Origin of the sequence: Pseudothauera rhizosphaerae, from assembly GCF_004801305.1 — a bacterium.
GTDB classification, from domain to species: domain Bacteria; phylum Pseudomonadota; class Gammaproteobacteria; order Burkholderiales; family Rhodocyclaceae; genus Pseudothauera; species Pseudothauera rhizosphaerae.
In genome coordinates this window covers 199,676-217,311 of sequence record NZ_SSOD01000008.1, presented here as the reverse complement: position 1 = coordinate 217,311, position 17,636 = coordinate 199,676, and the positions used below count along the sequence as shown (strand labels likewise).

Here is a 17,636-nt window from a genome sequence, read left to right as displayed (position 1 = left end):
GTTCAGCCCTCCATCAGCGAAAGGTCGCTCACCAGGCCGGTGTAGCGCGACATGAGTCCGAGGAAGCGCAACCGGTCCGGCCCGGCGACCGCGCCCTGCCACACCAGCCGCTCCGCGTCCGCGTCGAAGTTCCAGCCGTCGAGCGCCTTGGCGAAGGCCGGTTCGAAGCGCTTGAGCACGATGCGGCAGGCGAACACGTCGGTGAGCGCGACGTCCTCGGCCACCTTGTCGTCGAGCACCACGCGGCCCATGTCCATCTCCACCACGCGGTTGACCAGGGAGGACACCTCGTCCAGGCGGTGGCTGGAGATGATCATGGTGGCGTCCTCCAGGCGCTGGGCGAGGAGATCGAAGAAGATCTTGCGCGCCTCCGGGTCCAGGTTGGCCGCCGGCTCGTCCATGATCAGCAGGCGGGCGTCGCGGCCCAGGGCGATGGCGATGAGCAGCTTCTGCTTCATGCCGCCGGACAGGCGCACGAACTGGCGCGTGCGGATGGCCTCCACGTCGAGCCCGAGCCGGCCGGCGACGGCGGCGATGCGCGCCGGGTCGGTGCCGCACAGGGCGGCGGAGAACTCGATCAACTGCCCCACCGGCATGCGCAGCGGGGGTGGCAGTTGCGGCACGAAGCCGATCTTGCCGAGCACCGCGGTGCGCTGCCGGCGCGGGTCGAGGCCGTCGATGCGCACCGTGCCGTCGCAGGCGTATTCACCCAGCAGGCAGCGGATCAGTGTGGTCTTGCCGGCACCGTTGGAGCCGATCAGCGCGACGCGCTCGCCCAGGCCGACGGCGAGGTCGATGCCGTTCAGCACGCGCGCGCGGCGGAAGGTCTTGGCCAGGTTTTGGAGGAGGATCATGGCGTCGATCATGGAGAGTTGGGTGGGAACGGGAAACGATCCGGGTCAAAGCAGTTGCGACAGGCCCTTGATCTCGTAGCGCAGCGCGCCGGTGGGACAGGCGTCCACGCACAGGCCGCAACGCGTGCAGTCCGGGCCGAGCCCCATCTGCGCCTCGGCGGCGCGCCCCTTGATGGTCACGTCCAGCACGTGGGGCACCAGGCAGACCTTGCGGCAGTCGCCTTCATGGAAGCACTGCTCCACGCCGTAGGTGATCTGCAGCGGGGACAGGGAACCCACCACGCCGTAGGTGAGGCCGATGGGGCACACGTAGCGGCACCAGGCGCGGCGCGACCAGAACACTTCGAACAGCAGCAGCAGGAACACCCAGCCCAGGGCCAGCCCGGGCCCGTAGATCAGCGCCCGCGACAGGATACCGGTGGGCGACAGGGTCTCGAACACGGTGTAGCCGGTGATGAAGGACATCAGCGCGAACAGCACCCAGAACACCGTGCGCGTGCCGCGGTGGAACTCGTGGTCGGTGACCAGCTTGCGCTTGGCCAGCGCGAGGTGGATCTTCTCCGTGAGTTCCGCAACCAGATGGTAGGGGCACACCCAGGAGCAGAAGCTGCGCCCGCCCATCAGCACCCACAGCAGGAACACGGTGAAGGTGCCGATGAAGAGGTTCACGATGATGTGCTTGTGGGCGAGCATCACGTGCAGCGCGGAGTTGAGGTCGATGAGGTGGAAGCCCACGAAGCGCGACGCGGTGAGCGCGCCTTCGAGGATCTGGATGTCGAGCCAGAAGGACAGCACGAACAGCAGGTTCACCGCCGCCAGCACCGCCCAGCGCCGGTTGCGCCACTTGTGGCTGGGATTGTGGTGGGCGCGCGCGTGCAGCTTCTCCTTGATGTAGCGGTCCTTGTCCTGGTACTTGACGACCATGATGCGGCGCACTTCCTCGGAAACCTTCTCCGGCTTCTTCGAGTCGGCCCCCAGCATGCCCAGGAAGAGATCGGCAAAGCGGCTCATGTCCGGGCCTCCATCCACACCGCCTGCGCATCGATGACGATGGCCGCCGGCTCGGCCGGGCACACCATCTCGCATACGCCGCAGCCCACGCACTGCTCCAGCACCACCGGCCGGAAGCGGCGGCTGCCGTCCTCGGCGACGAAGGGCTCCATGGCGATGGCGTCGGCGATGGGGCATTCGGTGACGCACAGGTCGCACAGGTCGCGCTCGTAGGGATGCTCGCGCACCGGGATCGGCTTCCAGCGGTCCACCTCCATGTAGCGCATCCGCCCCTTGAACGCGGGGCCGCGCGCCTGCCCCGAAAACCCCTTGCCCTGCACGGCCAGACAGGATTCCGGCCGCGCCAGCCGCGCCACGCCGAAACGCTCCTTGAGGTTCAGCGTGGGTTCGGGGTCGTTCGCCTTGGCCTTCAGCACCGGCGCCATGGCAAGCTCGGCGCCTTCCCGCGCCGGCATGAAATCCGGCTTCTTGTAGGTGAGCGCCCCGGTCGGACAGGCGAGGATGCACTGCACCGCATCGCAGGAGAAATCACAGGCCTGCTCGCGGGGGGCGATGTAGGGCACGCCCACGCCGAAGCCGTCGTCCAGGTCGCCGAGCCGGATGGCGCTGACCGGGCAGACCTGCACGCACTGGCCGCACTTGATGCAGGAGGCGAGGAAATCGTCCTCGTCCAGCGCCCCCGGCGGGCGCAGCCGGGGGGCGCGGGCCGCGGTCACCGGCACGTAGCCGAGCAGCGAGATGGCGATCATGCCGGCGGCGAGCCCCGCCGACTGGATGAACTTGCGCCGCGCGCGGCGCTTCCTTTCCGGCGAGACGGGTGGTGGGGTCTTGACGTTGGGGGTGTCGGGAGTGCTCATGGGGCCACCCTCCGGGGTTTGGCGAAGCGCGGTTTCTCGTCGCGCAGAATGAGGTCGGGGAAAGAAAACGGCGCGAGCCGCTCCAGAAAGTCGAGCAGTTCCAGCACCGGCGAACTGCGGAAGAAGCGCGCGGTGGGGAATTCCATCCAGATCCGGTCGGCATAGGCGAGCACCTCGTGCTCCTGGTCGCCGTAGCCGTCCTGGTCGCGGTCGAAGCCCTGGTAGTCGTCCCAGTAGTTGCCTTCCCAGAAGTTCTTTTCCGGATTGTCGCTGCGCCCGCCGTAGCTCACCTGGGTGAGGTTGCCCTCGAAGACGTTGTCGCGCACGTTGTTGCCGCCCGTCTCCGAGTTGAACTGGATGGCCAGGCCGTTGTAGGCGAAGCGGTTGCCGCGCAGCTCGATGGTGGTGTCCGGCTCGAAGGGCGAGAGATCGGAACCCACGCCGATGCCGCAGTAGATGATCTCGTTGTCCTCGATCAGCGTCCCGGAGGCTTCCTTGAAGCCGATGCCCATGCCCGTGGCGCCGGTGGCGTGGGAGATGAGGTTGCGGCGCGCCGCGCCGCCCTTGGTGTACATGAAATACACGCCCACGGCGTTGTCGTAGAAGCTGTTGCCCTCGACCAGGTTGTCGTCGGCGAACATGAAGTGGATGGAATAGCGGCTGCGCCGGCCGACGTTGGCGCGGAAGACGTTGCGGTGCGAATACCAGGCCACCATGTCGCGCGAATCCACGATCTCGTTGGCCTCGATGAGGTTGTCGTGGCTGTACCACAGGCGCAGGCCGTCGCCGCGCACGCCCAGGTCCAGATCCTTGGAACGGATGCGGTTGCGGCGCACGACGCTGTTGTTCACCTGCTTGAGGTCGATGCCGAACAGGCAGTTGTCGATTTCCAGGTCCTCGACCACGTTGCGGTGGCCGCGCACGTCCAGGCAGGAATCGTCGGTGTCGTGGGAGGCGCCGGAACCGGTCAGCCGCAGACCGCGCACCACCGAGTCGTCGGCGTTGAGCGACATCACCGTGCCCCTGTCCCCGGCATCGATGGTGACCGCGCCGCCGCCGTCGATGACCAGCGGCTTGCCGATGACCACCGGGCCGGCGTAGGTGCCGGGCGGCGGACGCAGCACCGAGCCCGGGGCGGCGGCATCGACGAGGTCCTGGAAGGGCTTCAGGCCGTGGACGCGCGGATCGCGCTCGATCAGCATGAAGACGGGTTTCGGGCGGTCGATGGTGACCCGCGGCGCGTTGCTCAAGTCGGCGCCGGCCCCCAGCACCGCCTGCTCGGCGCCGCCCTGCGAACAAACGAGGGCGAGCACGACGGCGAGCCCGGTGCGAAGGCGCGTGGACAGTGGCGCGGACACGGCTTCACTCCATCTCCGGGTGCTCGCGCAACTGTTTGCGGCGGATCAGCAGCGCCAGCCCGAGGCTCACGAAGATCAGCATGAGCAGCGCGTAGCCCCAGTACGGGTAGGAGTAGGTGGAGAACTGCGCCACCTTGCCCTCGCCGAACACCGTGGGCATGAAGGGCTTCACCGTAAAGGCGCCCCAGGGGTGCAGGTTGTGGCCGAAGAACCACAGCCAGGCGGCGTAGGTAACGAGGAAGAAGAAGGGCAGCAGCGCCGGCACCAGGGCCAGCAGCAATTGGAAGCGACGCAGCTTTGCCGTGCCGGCGACGACCACGCCCATGACGGCGATCAGGCCGAAGATCACGATCTGCGTGATCAGCCGCACGTTGTCGCCCCAGGCCTGGATGCGCTCGGGTTCCTTGAAGAAGGTGCCGGTTTCCTGCATGTACGCCTGCACGTGGGTGTCGAGCCTCCCCAGGGCGAACTGGTCCACGAGCATCCACGCCGCCACCGCGGTGAAGCCGGCGGCGAGCGTCGCCAGCCGGGCGCGCTTCGTCGGCAGTGCGAAGGCCACGATCATGGTGGCGAAGAAGCCGAAGAAGAACTTGGCGAGCGGTTTCTCCACGGGCGCGCCGGTGGCGATGGGGAACATGCCCACGTAGTGGTTGATGGTGTTCATCTCATGCACGCAGTCCAGCCCTTCCGCCCCCTGGTCCACGTTCTTCTGCGCGTCGAGGATGGGGTTCCAGCGCTCGTCCTCGTGGGAGAGATCCTTCTGGATGATCTCGCCGGCCATGCGCGTGTCCTTGCCGGCCGCCCGGCAGCCGTTGTAGACGCCGTCGAAGTGGAAGTGGATGCGGATGCCGTCGGGGAAGGCGTCCTCGGGGTAGTTGGGCGCGGTGAGCGACACCCACCAGATCGGGGAAAAGTAGGCGGCGACCAATGCGATCAGGGCGATCAGGGCGAGCCCGCCGACGATCTTGTTCTGCTTTTCCATCTGCTGCTCTCTCAGAAATGTGGGGTCCGATGCCCGGGGAGGGCCCCGCCCGGGGGCGGGCGGGGTGTTGCGAACCGTTCCGCTACTTGGCGGCGGCCTTGGGCGGACACATCGCGCCCGGCATCTTCAGGCTCGCCTGGTAGGCCGAAATGGCCACCAGTTGGTCGTCGGTATAGGGCTTGATGACCTTCACCATGTCGGGGTTGGCGTTGCGGCGGTGGCCGTCGCGGATCTCGGTCATCTGGCGCAGCAGGTACTTGTAGTGCTGGCCGGCGATCACCGGGTAGAACTTCGCCTTGTCGCCCTCGCCGTTCTTGCCGTGGCATTCCAGGCATTGCTTCTCGTAGAGCTCCTTGCCCTTGGCGACCTGGATGGCCGCATCGGCGCCCTCGTACTTGCCGTGGTCGGGCGGGATGCACAGGCCCTCGATGTAGGCGGAGACGTCGGCGAGTTCCTGCGGGTCGGTGAGGGTCACTGCGAAGGGATACATGGTCGGATTGTCGCGCAGGCCGGCGCGGATGTCCGCCATTTGCTTGATCAGCACCGTGGTGTGCTGGCCCGCCAGTTGCGGGAAGGTACCGTCGGGACGCCCCGCCCCGGAGGGAAGATGACAGGCACCGCACACCTCGTAGGCTTCCTCGCCGGCGACCTTGTCGCCCTTGAGCCTGAGCGCCTCGATCTTTTCGCCCTCCTGGGCGTTCCAGGTGTAGCCCTGGCTCTCGATGCCTTCCTTCTTGGGTGCCGGAGGGCCGGCCAGTGCGATGCCGGCGCTCATCAGGGCGATCAACAAGACAGACGCTTTCATTTCGAACTCCTCTTCCCATTCGTATGTCGGGGATGGCATCCGGCCGCCGGGCCGGCCTCCTCCGCTGCTTCCGGCACTGCCGGACGATTCACTTCAGGCTTTCCAGATAGGCGGCGAGCACCTTGATCTCCTCGTCATTGACGAGGTGCATGACGCCCTTCATCGCCGCGGTCTGCCCGTTGTTGCGGGCGCCGCTCTTGATGTCCTTCATCTGCTGTTCCGCGTAGGCGGCGTTCTGCCCCGCGATCTTCGGATAGACGGGCAGCAGGGGCTTGTCGCCTTTCGGGCCATGACAGGCGGCGCACGTCTTCTCGGTGTAGAGCGCGGCGCCGTCGGGCGCGGCGACGGCCGCCGGGAGGACGAGCGAGCCGAGCGCGAGTATGACCAGTCGTTTCATGATTTTCCTTGCCTGTGGGGGGCCGGCAGGGCGCTGAGCGCCCCGCCGGCGGACGTTACACGATCATCACTTGATCTTCTTGGCGCCGTTCTGCTCCAGGTAGGTCTTGGCGCGGATGCCGATGTCGGCCGCCTTCACCTGGTACTGCCAGACCTGCTCGGCCCACAGATTGGCCTGCTCCCAGTCCTGCTTGGCAGCGGCGGCCTCGTGGCGTGCCTTGGCGTCGTTGGCCTTGTTGAGCTGGTCGGTCGCGTCCTCCACCATGTTCACCACGTCCGGGAAGTCCTTGTAGTTGGTGCTGGTGATGAATCCCACCACCGAGTCGATCACCGCCTGGGTGTCGACCACCTTCTTCAGGGTCGCCCGGTAGTCGGTCTCGGTATAGGCCGCCTTGGCGATTTCCTTGGTGGTCGCCTTCCAGCCCTTCGGCTTGACCAGCAGGTAGCCCTGCATCTCCAGGTGCAGCGCGGAGCAGAACTCGGTGCAGTAGTAGGGATAGACGCCTTCCTTGTCCGCCTTGAACTTCACCGACACGGTCTTGCCCGGCTCGATCGAGGCGTGCACGTTGTAGGTCGAGACGGTGAAGCCGTGGGTCTCGTCCTGGGCACGTTCCAGGTTGGTCAGGAAGATCGTCACCTCGTCTCCGACCTCGGCCTCGATGGTCTCGGGCGTGATGTGGGAGCGGATCAGCGTGCCGTACACCTTCAACTTGTTGCCGTCGCGCTCGACGCGTTCCTCGCCGGCCCGCACCTTGCCCGGATGCGGCTCGTCGGTACGGCTGTTGGTGCCGACCTTGTAGCGCACGCCCGGCTTGAGCTTGGCGGCCTCGATGGCCACGACGTAGTGCGGCTCGCCCAGGGGCAGCGGCATGTCGTAGAGGAGCTGCATCTTGTCGTTGGCGATGTCGATGAGCTGGTGGTTCTGCGGATGCAGCGGCCCGACCGGGTTGAAGCGGTCGATGGACAGCTTGTTCAGCGCCACCAGGTAGCGGCCCTTGGGATCGACCGAATCGCCCTCCATCGTCATCAGGTGGCCGATGTTGTAGTGCACGGAGATCTTGTCGAGCACCTTGCCTTCGCAGAAGTCCCACTTGGCGACCTGGGAATCCACGTAGAGCGAGGTGTAGGCCACACACTTCTTGGCATCGAACTGCGTGTGCAGCGGGCCGAGGCCGAGCTGGACCTGGGTGTGCAGCGTCTCCTTCATGCCGATCACCGGGATGCCGTACGGGTCCTTGGATTCGAACTTGCCGGCCTTGATCGCCGCCTGGATCTTGTCGAAGGAATACACGGACACGTGGGTGTCGAGCTTGCCGGAGACGATGATGAACTGGCCGTCGGGCGTGACGTCGACGCCGTGCGGCGACTTCGGCTCGGGGATCAGGAAGAGCACGCCCTCCTTGACCGCGGTGTCCATCATCAGCACGTCGTGGCCGTTGATCTTCTTCGCCTTGCCCTGGGCGACGAGTTCCGCCGCCTTCTTCCAGTTGATGACGTGCAGGTAGTCGGTGTCCTTGGCGGAGCAGCCGGCCTCATACGGCGGACGACCCTTCTCGATGCCGCCCACGTAGCGCTCGGAGCAGAAGGAGTTGGTGAACGACCAGCCGTCCGACGGCCCCTTGCCGGCATCCGACAGATCCTGCGAGTACGGCGGCAGTTCGAGGGAGAAGGATTTCGACGGGTCGATGCGCCCGGCCTGGCGGTCGAACTTCCAGTAGGTCACCCCGCCGCGGTACTTCTCGTTGAACTCCTCGAGCGGATAGAACTTCTTGTTCTCCAGCGGCGCGGCGTACTGGGCGGCTTCGATGACGTACTCGGTATCGGGCGTGACGAAGGCGCCGCCGTGCTCCGACTTGTAGATCGGGTTGACCACGATCTGCTTGGTCTCGAAGTCGCGCAGGTCCACCACCGCCAGGCGCGGGTTGGCCTTGTCGTTGATGAACAGGAACTGGCCGTCGTACTGGCCCTGGGTTTCGGAGATCGCGGGGTGGTGGGTGTCGCCCCAGGTGATCTCCTTGCCGTCGATCCAGCCCCCCTTGAGGACCGCCTTGGATTCCTCGTCGTACCCGTAGCCCTGCCAGGGCTCGGGCGTGAATACCCCGATGTACTTGAGGATGCGCATCGAGGGAATGCCGTACACCAGGATCTGCCCCGACTGGCCGCCGGAGCTGAAGGCGAGGAATTCGTCGCGCTTGCCGGTGGGCACGTAGGTCTTGGCCGCAGCCATGATGTCCTGCTGGCTCAATCCCCGGCGCTTCATCACGTCCTGCAGGGACTCCGCGGACCATGCCGCGCCTGTCCCTATTACTGTCGCCAGCAACGTTGCCGTTGCCTTGACTGTCAGGCTTTTCATCATTGATTCTCCCCTAGAAAGAAGATCGCTTCTCTTCCCGACCACCGCACTCGCAAAACGCTCGTGCGGCAATCTCGGCGCCATTCTGCGCTGGGGGTCGGGCCGCCGACAGGTGACGAATCCTGATATGTACGATGAGAATCGGGGAGAGGCCGGTTAGGAATATTCCTAAGACCACCGACAGATGCCGCGCAAACCCGCCGCACGGGCGCGGGCCCTACTCTGGCATGGGTGCATCGCCCTCGATGAGGTGATGCTGAACGGCATAGCGGACGAGTTCGGCGGTGTTGCCGAGGCCCATCTTGGCCTGGATGTTGGCCTTGTGCGTGCTGACGGTCTTGACGCTGAGATTGAGCCGCCGCGCGATCTCGGACACCCCCATGCCCTGCACGAGCATGAGGAAGATCTGATAGTTGCGGTCGGTGAGCCGGTTGTGGGGCAACTGGGTGTGGCGTCCCTGGAGGATGTCGCGGGTGAGGTTCTCGGCCACGCTCTGGTTGATGAAGAGGCCGCCGGCGACGATCTTGCGGATGGCCTCGGCAAGCAGCGCTTCCGCGTTGTCCTTGCACAGGTAGCCGGAGGCGCCGGCCTTCAGGGCGCGCACCGCGTAGATGTCCTCCTTGTACATGCTCAGGATCAGAATGGGCAGGCGCGGGAACTCGTCCTTGACCTGCTTGATGAGCTCGATGCCGTTGCGGCCGGGCATGTTGAGGTCGAGCACGGCGGCATCCCACTGTCCGCTGCGCAGCCTGGCCATGGCTTCGGCGCCGTTGCTCGCTTCGCCGCCGACCGTGATGTCGCCCGACTCGCTCAGGATGTGCTTGAGCCCCGCGCGCAGGATGTCGTGGTCGTCGGCAATGAGTATTCGAATCATCGTTCAGCTCCGCTGGTCAGGGGCAGGACGACGGCGATGCGGGTGCCGTGGCTGCCATCTACGCTCATTTCGCCGCCCAGCATGCTCACCCGCTCCGACATGCCGAGCAGCCCGAACCCCCGCCTGGGCGCCTGGTGCTCGAAGCCGACGCCGTCGTCCTGGATGGCCAGGTGCAGTTGCCCGTCCGATTCCTTCATCCGGATCTCCACGTGGGTCGCCTGCGCATGGCGCGAGACGTTGGTCAGTGCCTCCTGCACGAGGCGGAACACCGCGATCGACTGGCTCGCGTCGAGATCGTATTCGTCCCGGTCGGCGCGGAAGGTGCAGGCGATGGACCAGCGCTTCTCGAACTGCAGGACCAGGTGCTCGAGCGCCGCGCACAGCCCGAGAACGTCGAGCATGCCGGGGCGCAGGCCCTCGGAGATCCGCCGCAGGGATTCGATGGTGCGCTCGACCAGGCCGTGCGCGGCGTCGATCCGCTCCTTGCACGGCCCGCCGGCATCGCCGCATTTCTTGCGCAGCCAGCCCAGGTCGATGCGCAGCGCGGTCAGGGCCTGGCCGAGTTCGTCGTGCAGTTCGCGGGCGATGGAGGTGCGCTCGTCCTCCCGCACGTCCTGCAGGAAGCGGGTGAGTTCGCGCAGGCGCTCCTGCGAGACCCTGAGCGCGCATTCGGAACGGCGCAACTGCTCGGTGCGCTCGTCCACCCGCTCCTCGAGCCGCGTCTGCAGCCGGTAGAGTTCGATATGCGTGCGCACGCGGGCGAGTACCTCGTCGGGCTGGAAGGGTTTGGCGACGTAATCCACCGCGCCGAGGGAAAAGCCCTTCACCATGTCCCCGGTCTCGTGCAGCGCGGACAGGAAGATGACGGGCACGTCGCGCGTCTGGGCGTCGCGCTTGAGGAGCCGGCACAGCTCGTAGCCGTCCATCCCCGGCATGCGCACGTCGAGCAGGATCAGTTCGGGCGGACGCGCACGCGCCGAGCGCAGCGCCATGCGCCCGTCCTGCGCCGCGCGCACCGTGTAGCCCGCGCCGGAGAGCAGATCGCCCAGCAGATTGAGCGACCCGATGGTGTCGTCCACGATCAGGATTTCCGCCTGCCCGGCGGCTGTCGCTGTGCTTTCGTTCATGATTCGTTTCCTTCCAGGCCCAGCGCCTCCCAGAGCTGCTGATAGCAGCGTTCCCTGGCGAGCGGGAGCAGCGCCTCGCCCAGCGCGGGCACCCGGTCCGCGATGGCCGTAATGGCCGCGTCGATCTCCTCCCGGTTCAGCGAGATCGCCGCGCGGACGAGCCGGTCGCGCTCTTCCTGCGGCAGGGTGTCGAACAGCGCCCGCGCATCCTGCCAGGCGTCGCGCACCGGCGCCGCCTGGGCAGCCCCGGGCTGCAGCGGATCGAGCGCGAGGACGCTGTCGATCAGGCGCAGCAGTTCGGCTTCTTCGAAGGGCTTGCTCAGGAAGCCGTCCGCCCCCGCTTCGAGCGCCGCCGCCCGGCTTTCGGCCATGGCATTCGCCGTCAGCATGACCACCGCCGGGCGCCGCCCGCCCAGCGCCGCACAACGCCGGATCAGGTCGAGACCTTCGCCGTCGGGCAGATACCAGTCGAGCAGGACGAGGTCGATCGCCCGATTCTCCACCACCGACCATGCCTCCTCGAGAGTGGTGGCCTCTTCCACGCGGAACCCGATCGGTTCGAGGATCGCATGCACGAGCAGCCGCCCCTCCGGCCTGTCGTCCACGACCAGGACCGCTGCCGTGCGCTCCAGCTTGCCAGCCACCACCGGCTCTTCGCGGCGTTCCGGCTGCGCCCCGTACGCCACCGGCGCGGTGATCGTGAAGTGGAACTCGGAGCCCTCGCCCAGGCGCGAGTCGACCGCCAGTTCGCCTCCCATCATGCGCACGTAACTCCGGCTGATGGTCAGGCCGAGCCCGGTGCCGGCGCGATGGACGGAGCCGACCTGTTCGAAGGACGAGAAGATGCGCCGCAGGTCGGCCGGCCCGATGCCGATGCCGGTGTCGCGGACGCTGAAGCGCAGCCGCTGGGAGACGTTGGAGACGGGATACGCGCTCACGCGCACGGTGATCTCGCCGTGCTCGGTGAACTTGACCGCGTTCGACAGCAGGTTGAGCAGCACCTGGCGCAGCATGCCGGGGTCCACCAGCACCAGCGCGGGTATCCCGTCGGTGGCCAGGTGCAGGCGCAACCCCTGCTCTTCGGCCCGCAGCCGCATCATGTCGGTGACCTGCTTGAGGAGTTCGACCAGATCGACTTCCTCCGGCCGCATCACCATCTTGCCGGACTCGATCTTGGAAAGCTCCAGGATGTCGTTGATCAGCGTGAGCAGATGCTGCCCGGAATGGTTGATGATCTCCAGCGTGCGCCGGTTCTCCGGCGACAGCGAAGCGTCCTTCTCCATCAGCTTGGAAAAGCCGATCACCGCGTTGAGCGGCGTGCGCAGCTCGTGGCTCATGTTGGCGAGGAAGGCCGATTTGCTGCGGTTGGCCGCCTCGGCCTGATCGCGGGCGACGGTCAGCTCCTCGGTGCGCTGCCTGACCAGTTCCTCGAGGTGCTCGCGGTAGGCGGCAAGCTCGCCCTCGTTCTTCTTGCGCAGGGAAATGTCGGAAAAGATCGAGATGTAGCGCCGCACGCTGCCGTCGGCGAGGCGCAGCGCCTGGATGGAAATCTGCTCGGGATAGATGTCGCCGGTCTTGCGCCGGTTCCACAGCTCGCCGCGCCAGTGGCCGTCGCGGCGCAACTGTTCCCACAGCCGCGAGTAGAAAGCGTCGTCGTGCATGCCGGACTTGAGGAGCCGCGGGTTGGCGCCGATGACTTCGTCGCGCCGGTAGCCGGTGATCTCGCAGAAGGCATCGTTGACCCACAGGATCGTGCCGTCGGGATCGGTGATGATGGCGCCTTCGGCCATGGCCGCGAACGCCATCTCGTTCTCGCGGCGCTCCTGGTCCTGCTTGATCAGCTCCTTGGTGCGGCGGCGCGCGATGCCGTGCAGCAGGGAGATGGTGGACAGGCCGAGCAGCCAGATGGCGCCGTGCCAGTACTGGATCGTGCGCCAGGTGGGCTCCTGCGCCGCCCGGTAGGTGTTGAGGTCGATGGAGATGCTCGCCGCGCCGCGCAGGCCGCCCACCGGGACGAGCGTGTCGCGGTGGCATTCCAGGCATTCCTCCTCCATCCGCATCGGGATCATGACCCGCATCAGCCCGTGCCCGCCGCGCCGCGGCAGGCTTTCGGTAATGATGGAAGCCCCCTTCTCCAGCTCGTCGAGCGCATTGCTCTCCCACTCGTCCGGCATGTTCTCCCGGTTGCGCAACTGCTTGGAGGTCAGCCGCTCGTGCAGGTCTGCCTTCTGGTTGGACATGCTCTGGATCGCCAGCAGCAGGTGCATCGGCGTGACCAGGACCAGCTCGAAACGCTCGCCCGATCGGTCGGTGGTCGCGAAACGCTGTTCCTGGTCCAGCGAATTGAACGGGGGCACGTATTTTTCGCGGATGAACACGCCCTCGACCGAAGAGGCCCATTCGCGGATCGCCATGTCCTTCTTCAGGTTGGCGATCGCCGCGATGCGCGCCAGCTCGGCGGCGGTGCGGTTCAACTGTTCACGCTGGACGACGAGGGAGACGAGAACCAGTACGGTCCACACGAGCGTGAACAGCACGGCCCCCCGGAACGCGGCGAGGGGACGGAAATGTCCGGGTATTGCTTTCACGAAAAGAGCCCGCTGGCAGGGCATGATGAATTGCGGGGCCGACTCTGCGCCCCTTTGCGCGACCCGTCAACATGGCCGGAACACGCCCCGATGCGCGCCCCGCATGAACCGGAAACATGGCTTAAGACTATTCCTAAGCCCCTTCGGACATCCTTACGGCGTCTTTTCAGGAATCGTCACCTTTCGATGCTCCGCGGCCGATGCGCACAATCCGTCAACAGAAAAAACGGATGCGCGGCCGCCCCCCGCGGTCGCCACATACGGGCAGGAAAGCCGACGCATGGGAGCGCGGCAGCGGAGGAATCCATGCAGGACGCACTTCACCAGACGGCCGGGCCTGCCACGGGCAGGCGGGGCGTGAGGCAGGGCTTGATCGCCGCCGCCGTGGCGCTGGCGCTCGCCGTCGCCGCCTACTGGTTGGAGCCGATCCTGTTTCCGCAGCCGGACTTCGTCGCGGCGCCCGATCCCGGGTGCAGCCTGCACCACGGACCATGCACCGCGACCCTCGCGGCGGGGCGGATCGAAGTCCGTTTCGAGCCGCGTCCGATCCCGCTCGCCCAGGCCTTCCGCGTCCGGGTGGCGACCGAGGGCCTCGCCCCGCGCAAGATCGAGATCGATTTCACCGGCGTGGAGATGAACATGGGGTCCAACCTCGTGACGCTCGCCCCGGTTGCCGACGACAGCTACGCGGCGGAGGCGGTGCTGCCGGTATGCAGCAGCGGGCCGATGAAATGGCGCGCCACGGTGATCCTCCATACCGGCCGCGGCCGCATCCTGATCCCCTACGTGTTCGATACCGGCGAGGAAGCGCTTTCCGAACGAAGCCGGAACACGCTCCACGCCTCGCACAAGGAGTCCCGATGCACATCAAGCACCTGATCGCCCTCGGTCTCGCCCTGCCCTGCCTCGCATTCGCGGGTGCGGGCAATTCGGTTTCCGCCGGCAACCCCCACGTCCGCCAGCCTCCGCCGAACGCGCCCGCGGCAGGCGCCTTCATGACGCTCCGGAACACCGGTGCAACCGAGGTGCGCCTGGTTGCCGCCAGCAGCCCGGCGGCCGGCAGGGCGGAACTGCACACCCACCGCCACGAAGACGGCATGATGAAGATGCGCCGCATCGAGGCGATCGCAATCCGGGCCGGCGGCGAAGCGGTGCTCCAGCCGGGCGGACTCCACGTGATGCTGATGGACCTGAAGTCGCCACTCGGCGAAGGCGATGTCGTGCCGCTCGAACTGCAGTTCGACGACGGTTCGAGCCTGCGGGTAGACGCTCCGGTGGTTCGCCCGGCGACCGGCATGCAAGGCGCGGGCGGCCACTGAACGGCGCCCGCATCGAATGAAGGAGAAACCCATGTCGCACCGAATCGGCATCCTCACCGGCGCATGCGCCGCCGCGCTGATCGCACTCGCACTGCCCGCCCATACCGCCCAGCCCGGGGGGATCGAGCAGGCGGTCGAAGAACTGGGCCAGCTCAACGGACTTGCGCTCGCCTGCCGGCAGGGCGCACTCACCGCCCGCGTGCGGGAACTCCTGATCGAGGTGGCGCCCAAGGAACGGGCGATCGGCGAGCACTTCGAGCGCGCCACGCAGGAAGCCTATCTCGAGATCGGCCGCTCCGGCGGCGAATGCCCGGACGGCCGTACCCTCGCCGCGCAGATCGATGCCGCGCGCGAGGCCCTGCTGCACGCCGTGCGGCAGCCATGAGCCGGCACCTGATCGGCCGCGCGCTCGTCGCCGCGGCATTGGTCCTGCAGCCCGGCGTCCCGTATGCGGACGGCGCGCCCACCGGGCCCGGGGAGGAGGAGCCGGCGCCGCTGCGCACGCGCTACCTGCTCGTCGGGCCGGACGGCGGCGCCGTCACCGACGAGGATTTCCGCGGCCGCTTCCAGTTGATCACGTTCGGCTACACCTTCTGTCCCGACATCTGCCCGACGACTCTGCTCGACATGGCGGAAGTGCTGCGCATCCTGGGCGACGCCCCTCTGCAGGCCATCTTCATCACCGTGGACCCGCAACGCGACACGCGCGACGTGCTCGGGAACTACACGCGATACTTCGACCCGCGCATCCTCGGCCTCGGCGGCTCGCCCGAACTGGTGGCACGCGCGGCGGCCAACTTCAAGGTGCGATATGCCAGGGTGGACGAGAACGACGCCGGAAAGGGCTACTACTCGGTCGACCACTCCGCGGGCCTCTACCTTCTCGGCAAGGACGGCGAGTTTCTCAGGAAATTCGGCTACGGCACGCCGGCCGCACGGATCGCAGACGAAATCCTCTCCTTCATCGCAGATGAATAGCCGCCCCCATGTCCCACAGACCGACCTACCGATGAAAAAGACCCTGCTCGCCGCCCTGGCCTCCGCCGCCCTGCTACCGCTCCCCGCAGCGGGGACCGCCCCGCCTCCGGACGCACCGGAGAACATCGCGCGGGGCCTGATGATCCTCCACGGCGGGCGGATGATCTTCTCGCCCTGCCGGGAGCGCAGCTACGTCCACGTCGACGACGTCTCGCCGAACGGCGAGGCTGCCTCGGCGCTCAGGGCGCTCGGCCTCACGGCGGAAAGGCCGCTCTACGCGGAACTCTTCGGCACGGCCGAAGCGGGGACGCTGCGGATGACGGGCATCAACTTCGCGCACACCGACGCACGCTGCCATGCGCCGCGCCATACCGCCGACACGTGGCACGCGATGGGCGGCCAGCCCGCGTGGCGCCTGACGGCCACCGGGGACGTGCTGCGCGTGGAACGGGAAGCACAGCCGGACTTCCGCGCCCCGTTCGAAGAGCAGGCGGCCGGCCCCGTCACGGTCCGCCTCCACCTCGCCGGCGGAACGAACGGCCACTGGACGCTGCGCCGGGGCCACTGCCTGGACCGGGAAAACGGGTTGGTCTCGGGCTGGTCGGTGCAAGGCCGACTGGGCGGCGAGACGCTCGCGGGCTGTGCCTGGAAGCCATGAAGCTCCACGCCCGGACGCCTGCCGGCAAAGCGGAACCTCCTCAGCAGGCAATACCGTGCCCGCGCAGCACCGCGGAAACCTCGCCCGCATCGCCCAGCGCACACACTGCCCGGTACAGCCCCTCGGCCTCGCCCCAGTGGCGCCGCAGCATGTTCAGCCACATCTTCAGCCGCCCGCAGGCGTGCACCGGTGCCGCGCGCTTCTGCACGCCCGCCCAGTACTGCGCGATGAACGGCCGCAGCGCGAGCCAGTCCTCGCAACTCGGCACGGGATTGCGGGCGCCGCGTATCCGCAGGGCGAGCCAGGGATCGGACACGGCCCCGCGGCCCAGCATCACGTCCCGGCCGCCGCCCACCTCCCGGCAGCGCTCCCAGTCGCCCACGCTCCACACCTCGCCGTTGGCGACGACCGGCACGGCCAGGCCGTCACGGATGCGCGCCACCCACTCCCAATGGGCCGGCGCGCGGTAGCCCTGCGCCTTGGTCCGCGCATGCACCACCAGCGCCTGCACGCCGCCGTCGGCCAGCGCACGGGCGCACTCCAGGGCCCTGGACGGATCGGATACGCCCAGGCGCATCTTCGCCGTGACCGGGATGTGCGCCGGCGTGGCGCGGCGCACTGCGGCGGCGATGCGGTTCAGCAGCACGGGCTCGTCGAGCAGCATCGCCCCGCCGCCGTGGCGGTTGACGACCCTGGCCGGACAACCGAAGTTCAGGTCGATGCCATGGGGCGAAAGCGCGGCGAGGCGGGCGGCGTTCTCGCCCAGCAGCGCCGGATCGCTGCCGAGCAGTTGCACCGCCACCGGGGTTCCCGCGGCGGTGCGGCTGCCGTTGCCAATCTCGGGGCAGATGCGCTCGTAGGTTCGCTCCGGCAGCACGGAACCCGACACACGCACGAACTCCGACACCGCCGCGTCGTAACCGCCGATGCGGGTGAGCACGTCGCGCAGCACGAAATCCGCCACCCCCTCCATCGGAGCAAGCATGATGTGGACGTCGGCAGTGTTCATCGGCGGCGGCATGGGGGTAAGGGACAAGGCGCGCATTCTAGCTGGTGGGGCGGTGCCTTGCCTTATCCGGCACAGTACGGGATAATCGCGCGTTTCCAACACCCAGGGCGGCCACATCCACCGCCCGCCTGCATCAAGGACCGATCATGAAAGCGGACATCCATCCCAAGTACGCCGAAGTCGCGGTGACCTGCTCCTGCGGCAACACCTTCACCACCCGCTCCACCCTGGGCAAGCCCGCCCTGCACGTGGAAGTGTGCTCCGCCTGCCACCCGTTCTACACCGGCAAGCAGAAGATCGTGGACACCGCCGGCCGCGTCGAGCGCTTCCGCCAGAAGTACGGCAACGTCCAGCGCCTGGGCTGAACGGAGCGATTTCCGCAAAAAAGGCAGCCGCGGCTGCCTTTTTTGTTGCCGGTGGCAACCTGACCGGCATGAAACGTCCTGGAAGGATAGAATCCCACGCCT

General features: G+C 67.3%; 18 protein-coding genes. 6 read left to right on the top strand and 12 right to left on the bottom strand.

Annotated elements, in window-relative coordinates; all coding sequences use genetic code 11:
- Positions 1-2 precede the first annotated feature (2 nt).
- The 11 genes from E6O51_RS12365 to E6O51_RS12315 form a co-directional block, all read right to left on the bottom strand.
- The gene (locus tag E6O51_RS12365) at positions 3-854 is read right to left on the bottom strand and encodes an ABC transporter ATP-binding protein (RefSeq protein WP_136385287.1); all 852 of its coding nucleotides are present in this window, start codon (positions 852-854) and stop codon (positions 3-5) included.
- A 45-nt stretch (positions 855-899) separates the two neighbouring features.
- Complete coding sequence (locus E6O51_RS12360) at positions 900-1,865, bottom strand: NapH/MauN family ferredoxin-type protein (protein ID WP_136385286.1); 966 nt, start codon at positions 1,863-1,865, stop codon at positions 900-902.
- Positions 1,862-2,722 (bottom strand): 4Fe-4S dicluster domain-containing protein, encoded by an 861-nt coding sequence (locus E6O51_RS12355; protein WP_136385285.1) that lies wholly within the window; start codon positions 2,720-2,722, stop codon positions 1,862-1,864. Before E6O51_RS12355 ends, E6O51_RS12360 begins: the two co-directional genes overlap by 4 nt.
- Entirely contained in the window at positions 2,719-4,080 is a 1,362-nt protein-coding gene (gene nosD, locus E6O51_RS12350; protein ID WP_230976778.1) for a nitrous oxide reductase family maturation protein NosD, read from the bottom strand. The genes E6O51_RS12355 and nosD overlap by 4 nt, the downstream gene beginning before the upstream one ends.
- Positions 4,081-4,084: 4 nt before the next feature.
- Entirely contained in the window at positions 4,085-5,062 is a 978-nt protein-coding gene (locus tag E6O51_RS12345; protein WP_136385284.1) for a hypothetical protein, read from the bottom strand.
- Between the two features lie 82 nt (positions 5,063-5,144).
- Positions 5,145-5,867, bottom strand: a complete 723-nt coding sequence (locus E6O51_RS12340; RefSeq protein ID WP_136385283.1) for a c-type cytochrome — start codon at positions 5,865-5,867, stop codon at positions 5,145-5,147.
- Between the two features lie 88 nt (positions 5,868-5,955).
- Positions 5,956-6,264, bottom strand: a complete 309-nt coding sequence (locus E6O51_RS12335) for a c-type cytochrome (RefSeq protein WP_136385282.1) — start codon at positions 6,262-6,264, stop codon at positions 5,956-5,958.
- Between the two features lie 66 nt (positions 6,265-6,330).
- Complete coding sequence (nosZ, locus tag E6O51_RS12330; protein ID WP_230976777.1) at positions 6,331-8,490, bottom strand: Sec-dependent nitrous-oxide reductase; 2,160 nt, start codon at positions 8,488-8,490, stop codon at positions 6,331-6,333.
- Between the two features lie 343 nt (positions 8,491-8,833).
- Positions 8,834-9,490 carry a response regulator transcription factor gene (locus E6O51_RS12325; protein WP_136385280.1) on the bottom strand — a complete coding sequence of 219 codons (657 nt, stop codon included), beginning with the start codon at positions 9,488-9,490 and terminating at the stop codon, positions 8,834-8,836.
- Entirely contained in the window at positions 9,487-10,617 is a 1,131-nt protein-coding gene (locus tag E6O51_RS12320) for an ATP-binding response regulator (RefSeq protein WP_136385279.1), read from the bottom strand. Before E6O51_RS12320 ends, E6O51_RS12325 begins: the two co-directional genes overlap by 4 nt.
- Positions 10,614-13,154 (bottom strand): ATP-binding protein, encoded by a 2,541-nt coding sequence (locus E6O51_RS12315; RefSeq protein ID WP_230976776.1) that lies wholly within the window; start codon positions 13,152-13,154, stop codon positions 10,614-10,616. The genes E6O51_RS12320 and E6O51_RS12315 overlap by 4 nt, the downstream gene beginning before the upstream one ends.
- A 357-nt stretch (positions 13,155-13,511) precedes the next feature.
- Here E6O51_RS12315 and E6O51_RS21875 point away from each other — a divergent pair, with 357 nt between their 5' ends.
- From E6O51_RS21875 to E6O51_RS12295, 5 genes are read left to right on the top strand one after another with little or no spacing between them, the layout of a single operon-like run.
- Positions 13,512-14,084 carry a hypothetical protein gene (locus tag E6O51_RS21875; protein WP_168735260.1) on the top strand — a complete coding sequence of 191 codons (573 nt, stop codon included), beginning with the start codon at positions 13,512-13,514 and terminating at the stop codon, positions 14,082-14,084.
- Positions 14,066-14,524 (top strand): copper chaperone PCu(A)C, encoded by a 459-nt coding sequence (locus E6O51_RS21870; protein WP_168735259.1) that lies wholly within the window; start codon positions 14,066-14,068, stop codon positions 14,522-14,524. Before E6O51_RS21875 ends, E6O51_RS21870 begins: the two co-directional genes overlap by 19 nt.
- Positions 14,525-14,555: 31 nt before the next feature.
- Positions 14,556-14,909: a hypothetical protein gene (locus E6O51_RS12305; RefSeq protein WP_136385276.1), complete on the top strand. Its 354-nt coding sequence runs from the start codon at positions 14,556-14,558 to the stop codon at positions 14,907-14,909.
- Positions 14,906-15,502, top strand: a complete 597-nt coding sequence (locus tag E6O51_RS12300) for an SCO family protein (RefSeq protein ID WP_136385275.1) — start codon at positions 14,906-14,908, stop codon at positions 15,500-15,502. The genes E6O51_RS12305 and E6O51_RS12300 overlap by 4 nt, the downstream gene beginning before the upstream one ends.
- Before the next feature lie 31 nt (positions 15,503-15,533).
- A complete protein-coding gene (locus E6O51_RS12295; protein ID WP_136385274.1) occupies positions 15,534-16,160 on the top strand; it encodes a hypothetical protein in 627 nt (208 codons plus the stop codon).
- A gap of 40 nt (positions 16,161-16,200) precedes the next feature.
- On the opposite strand, the gene E6O51_RS12290 is transcribed toward E6O51_RS12295, so the two are convergent.
- Complete coding sequence (locus tag E6O51_RS12290) at positions 16,201-17,169, bottom strand: tRNA dihydrouridine synthase (RefSeq protein ID WP_211091391.1); 969 nt, start codon at positions 17,167-17,169, stop codon at positions 16,201-16,203.
- Positions 17,170-17,315: 146 nt separating this feature from the next.
- Here E6O51_RS12290 and rpmE point away from each other — a divergent pair, with 146 nt between their 5' ends.
- A complete protein-coding gene (gene rpmE, locus E6O51_RS12285; protein WP_136385273.1) occupies positions 17,316-17,534 on the top strand; it encodes a 50S ribosomal protein L31 in 219 nt (72 codons plus the stop codon).
- The last annotated feature ends 102 nt before the right edge of the window (positions 17,535-17,636 follow it).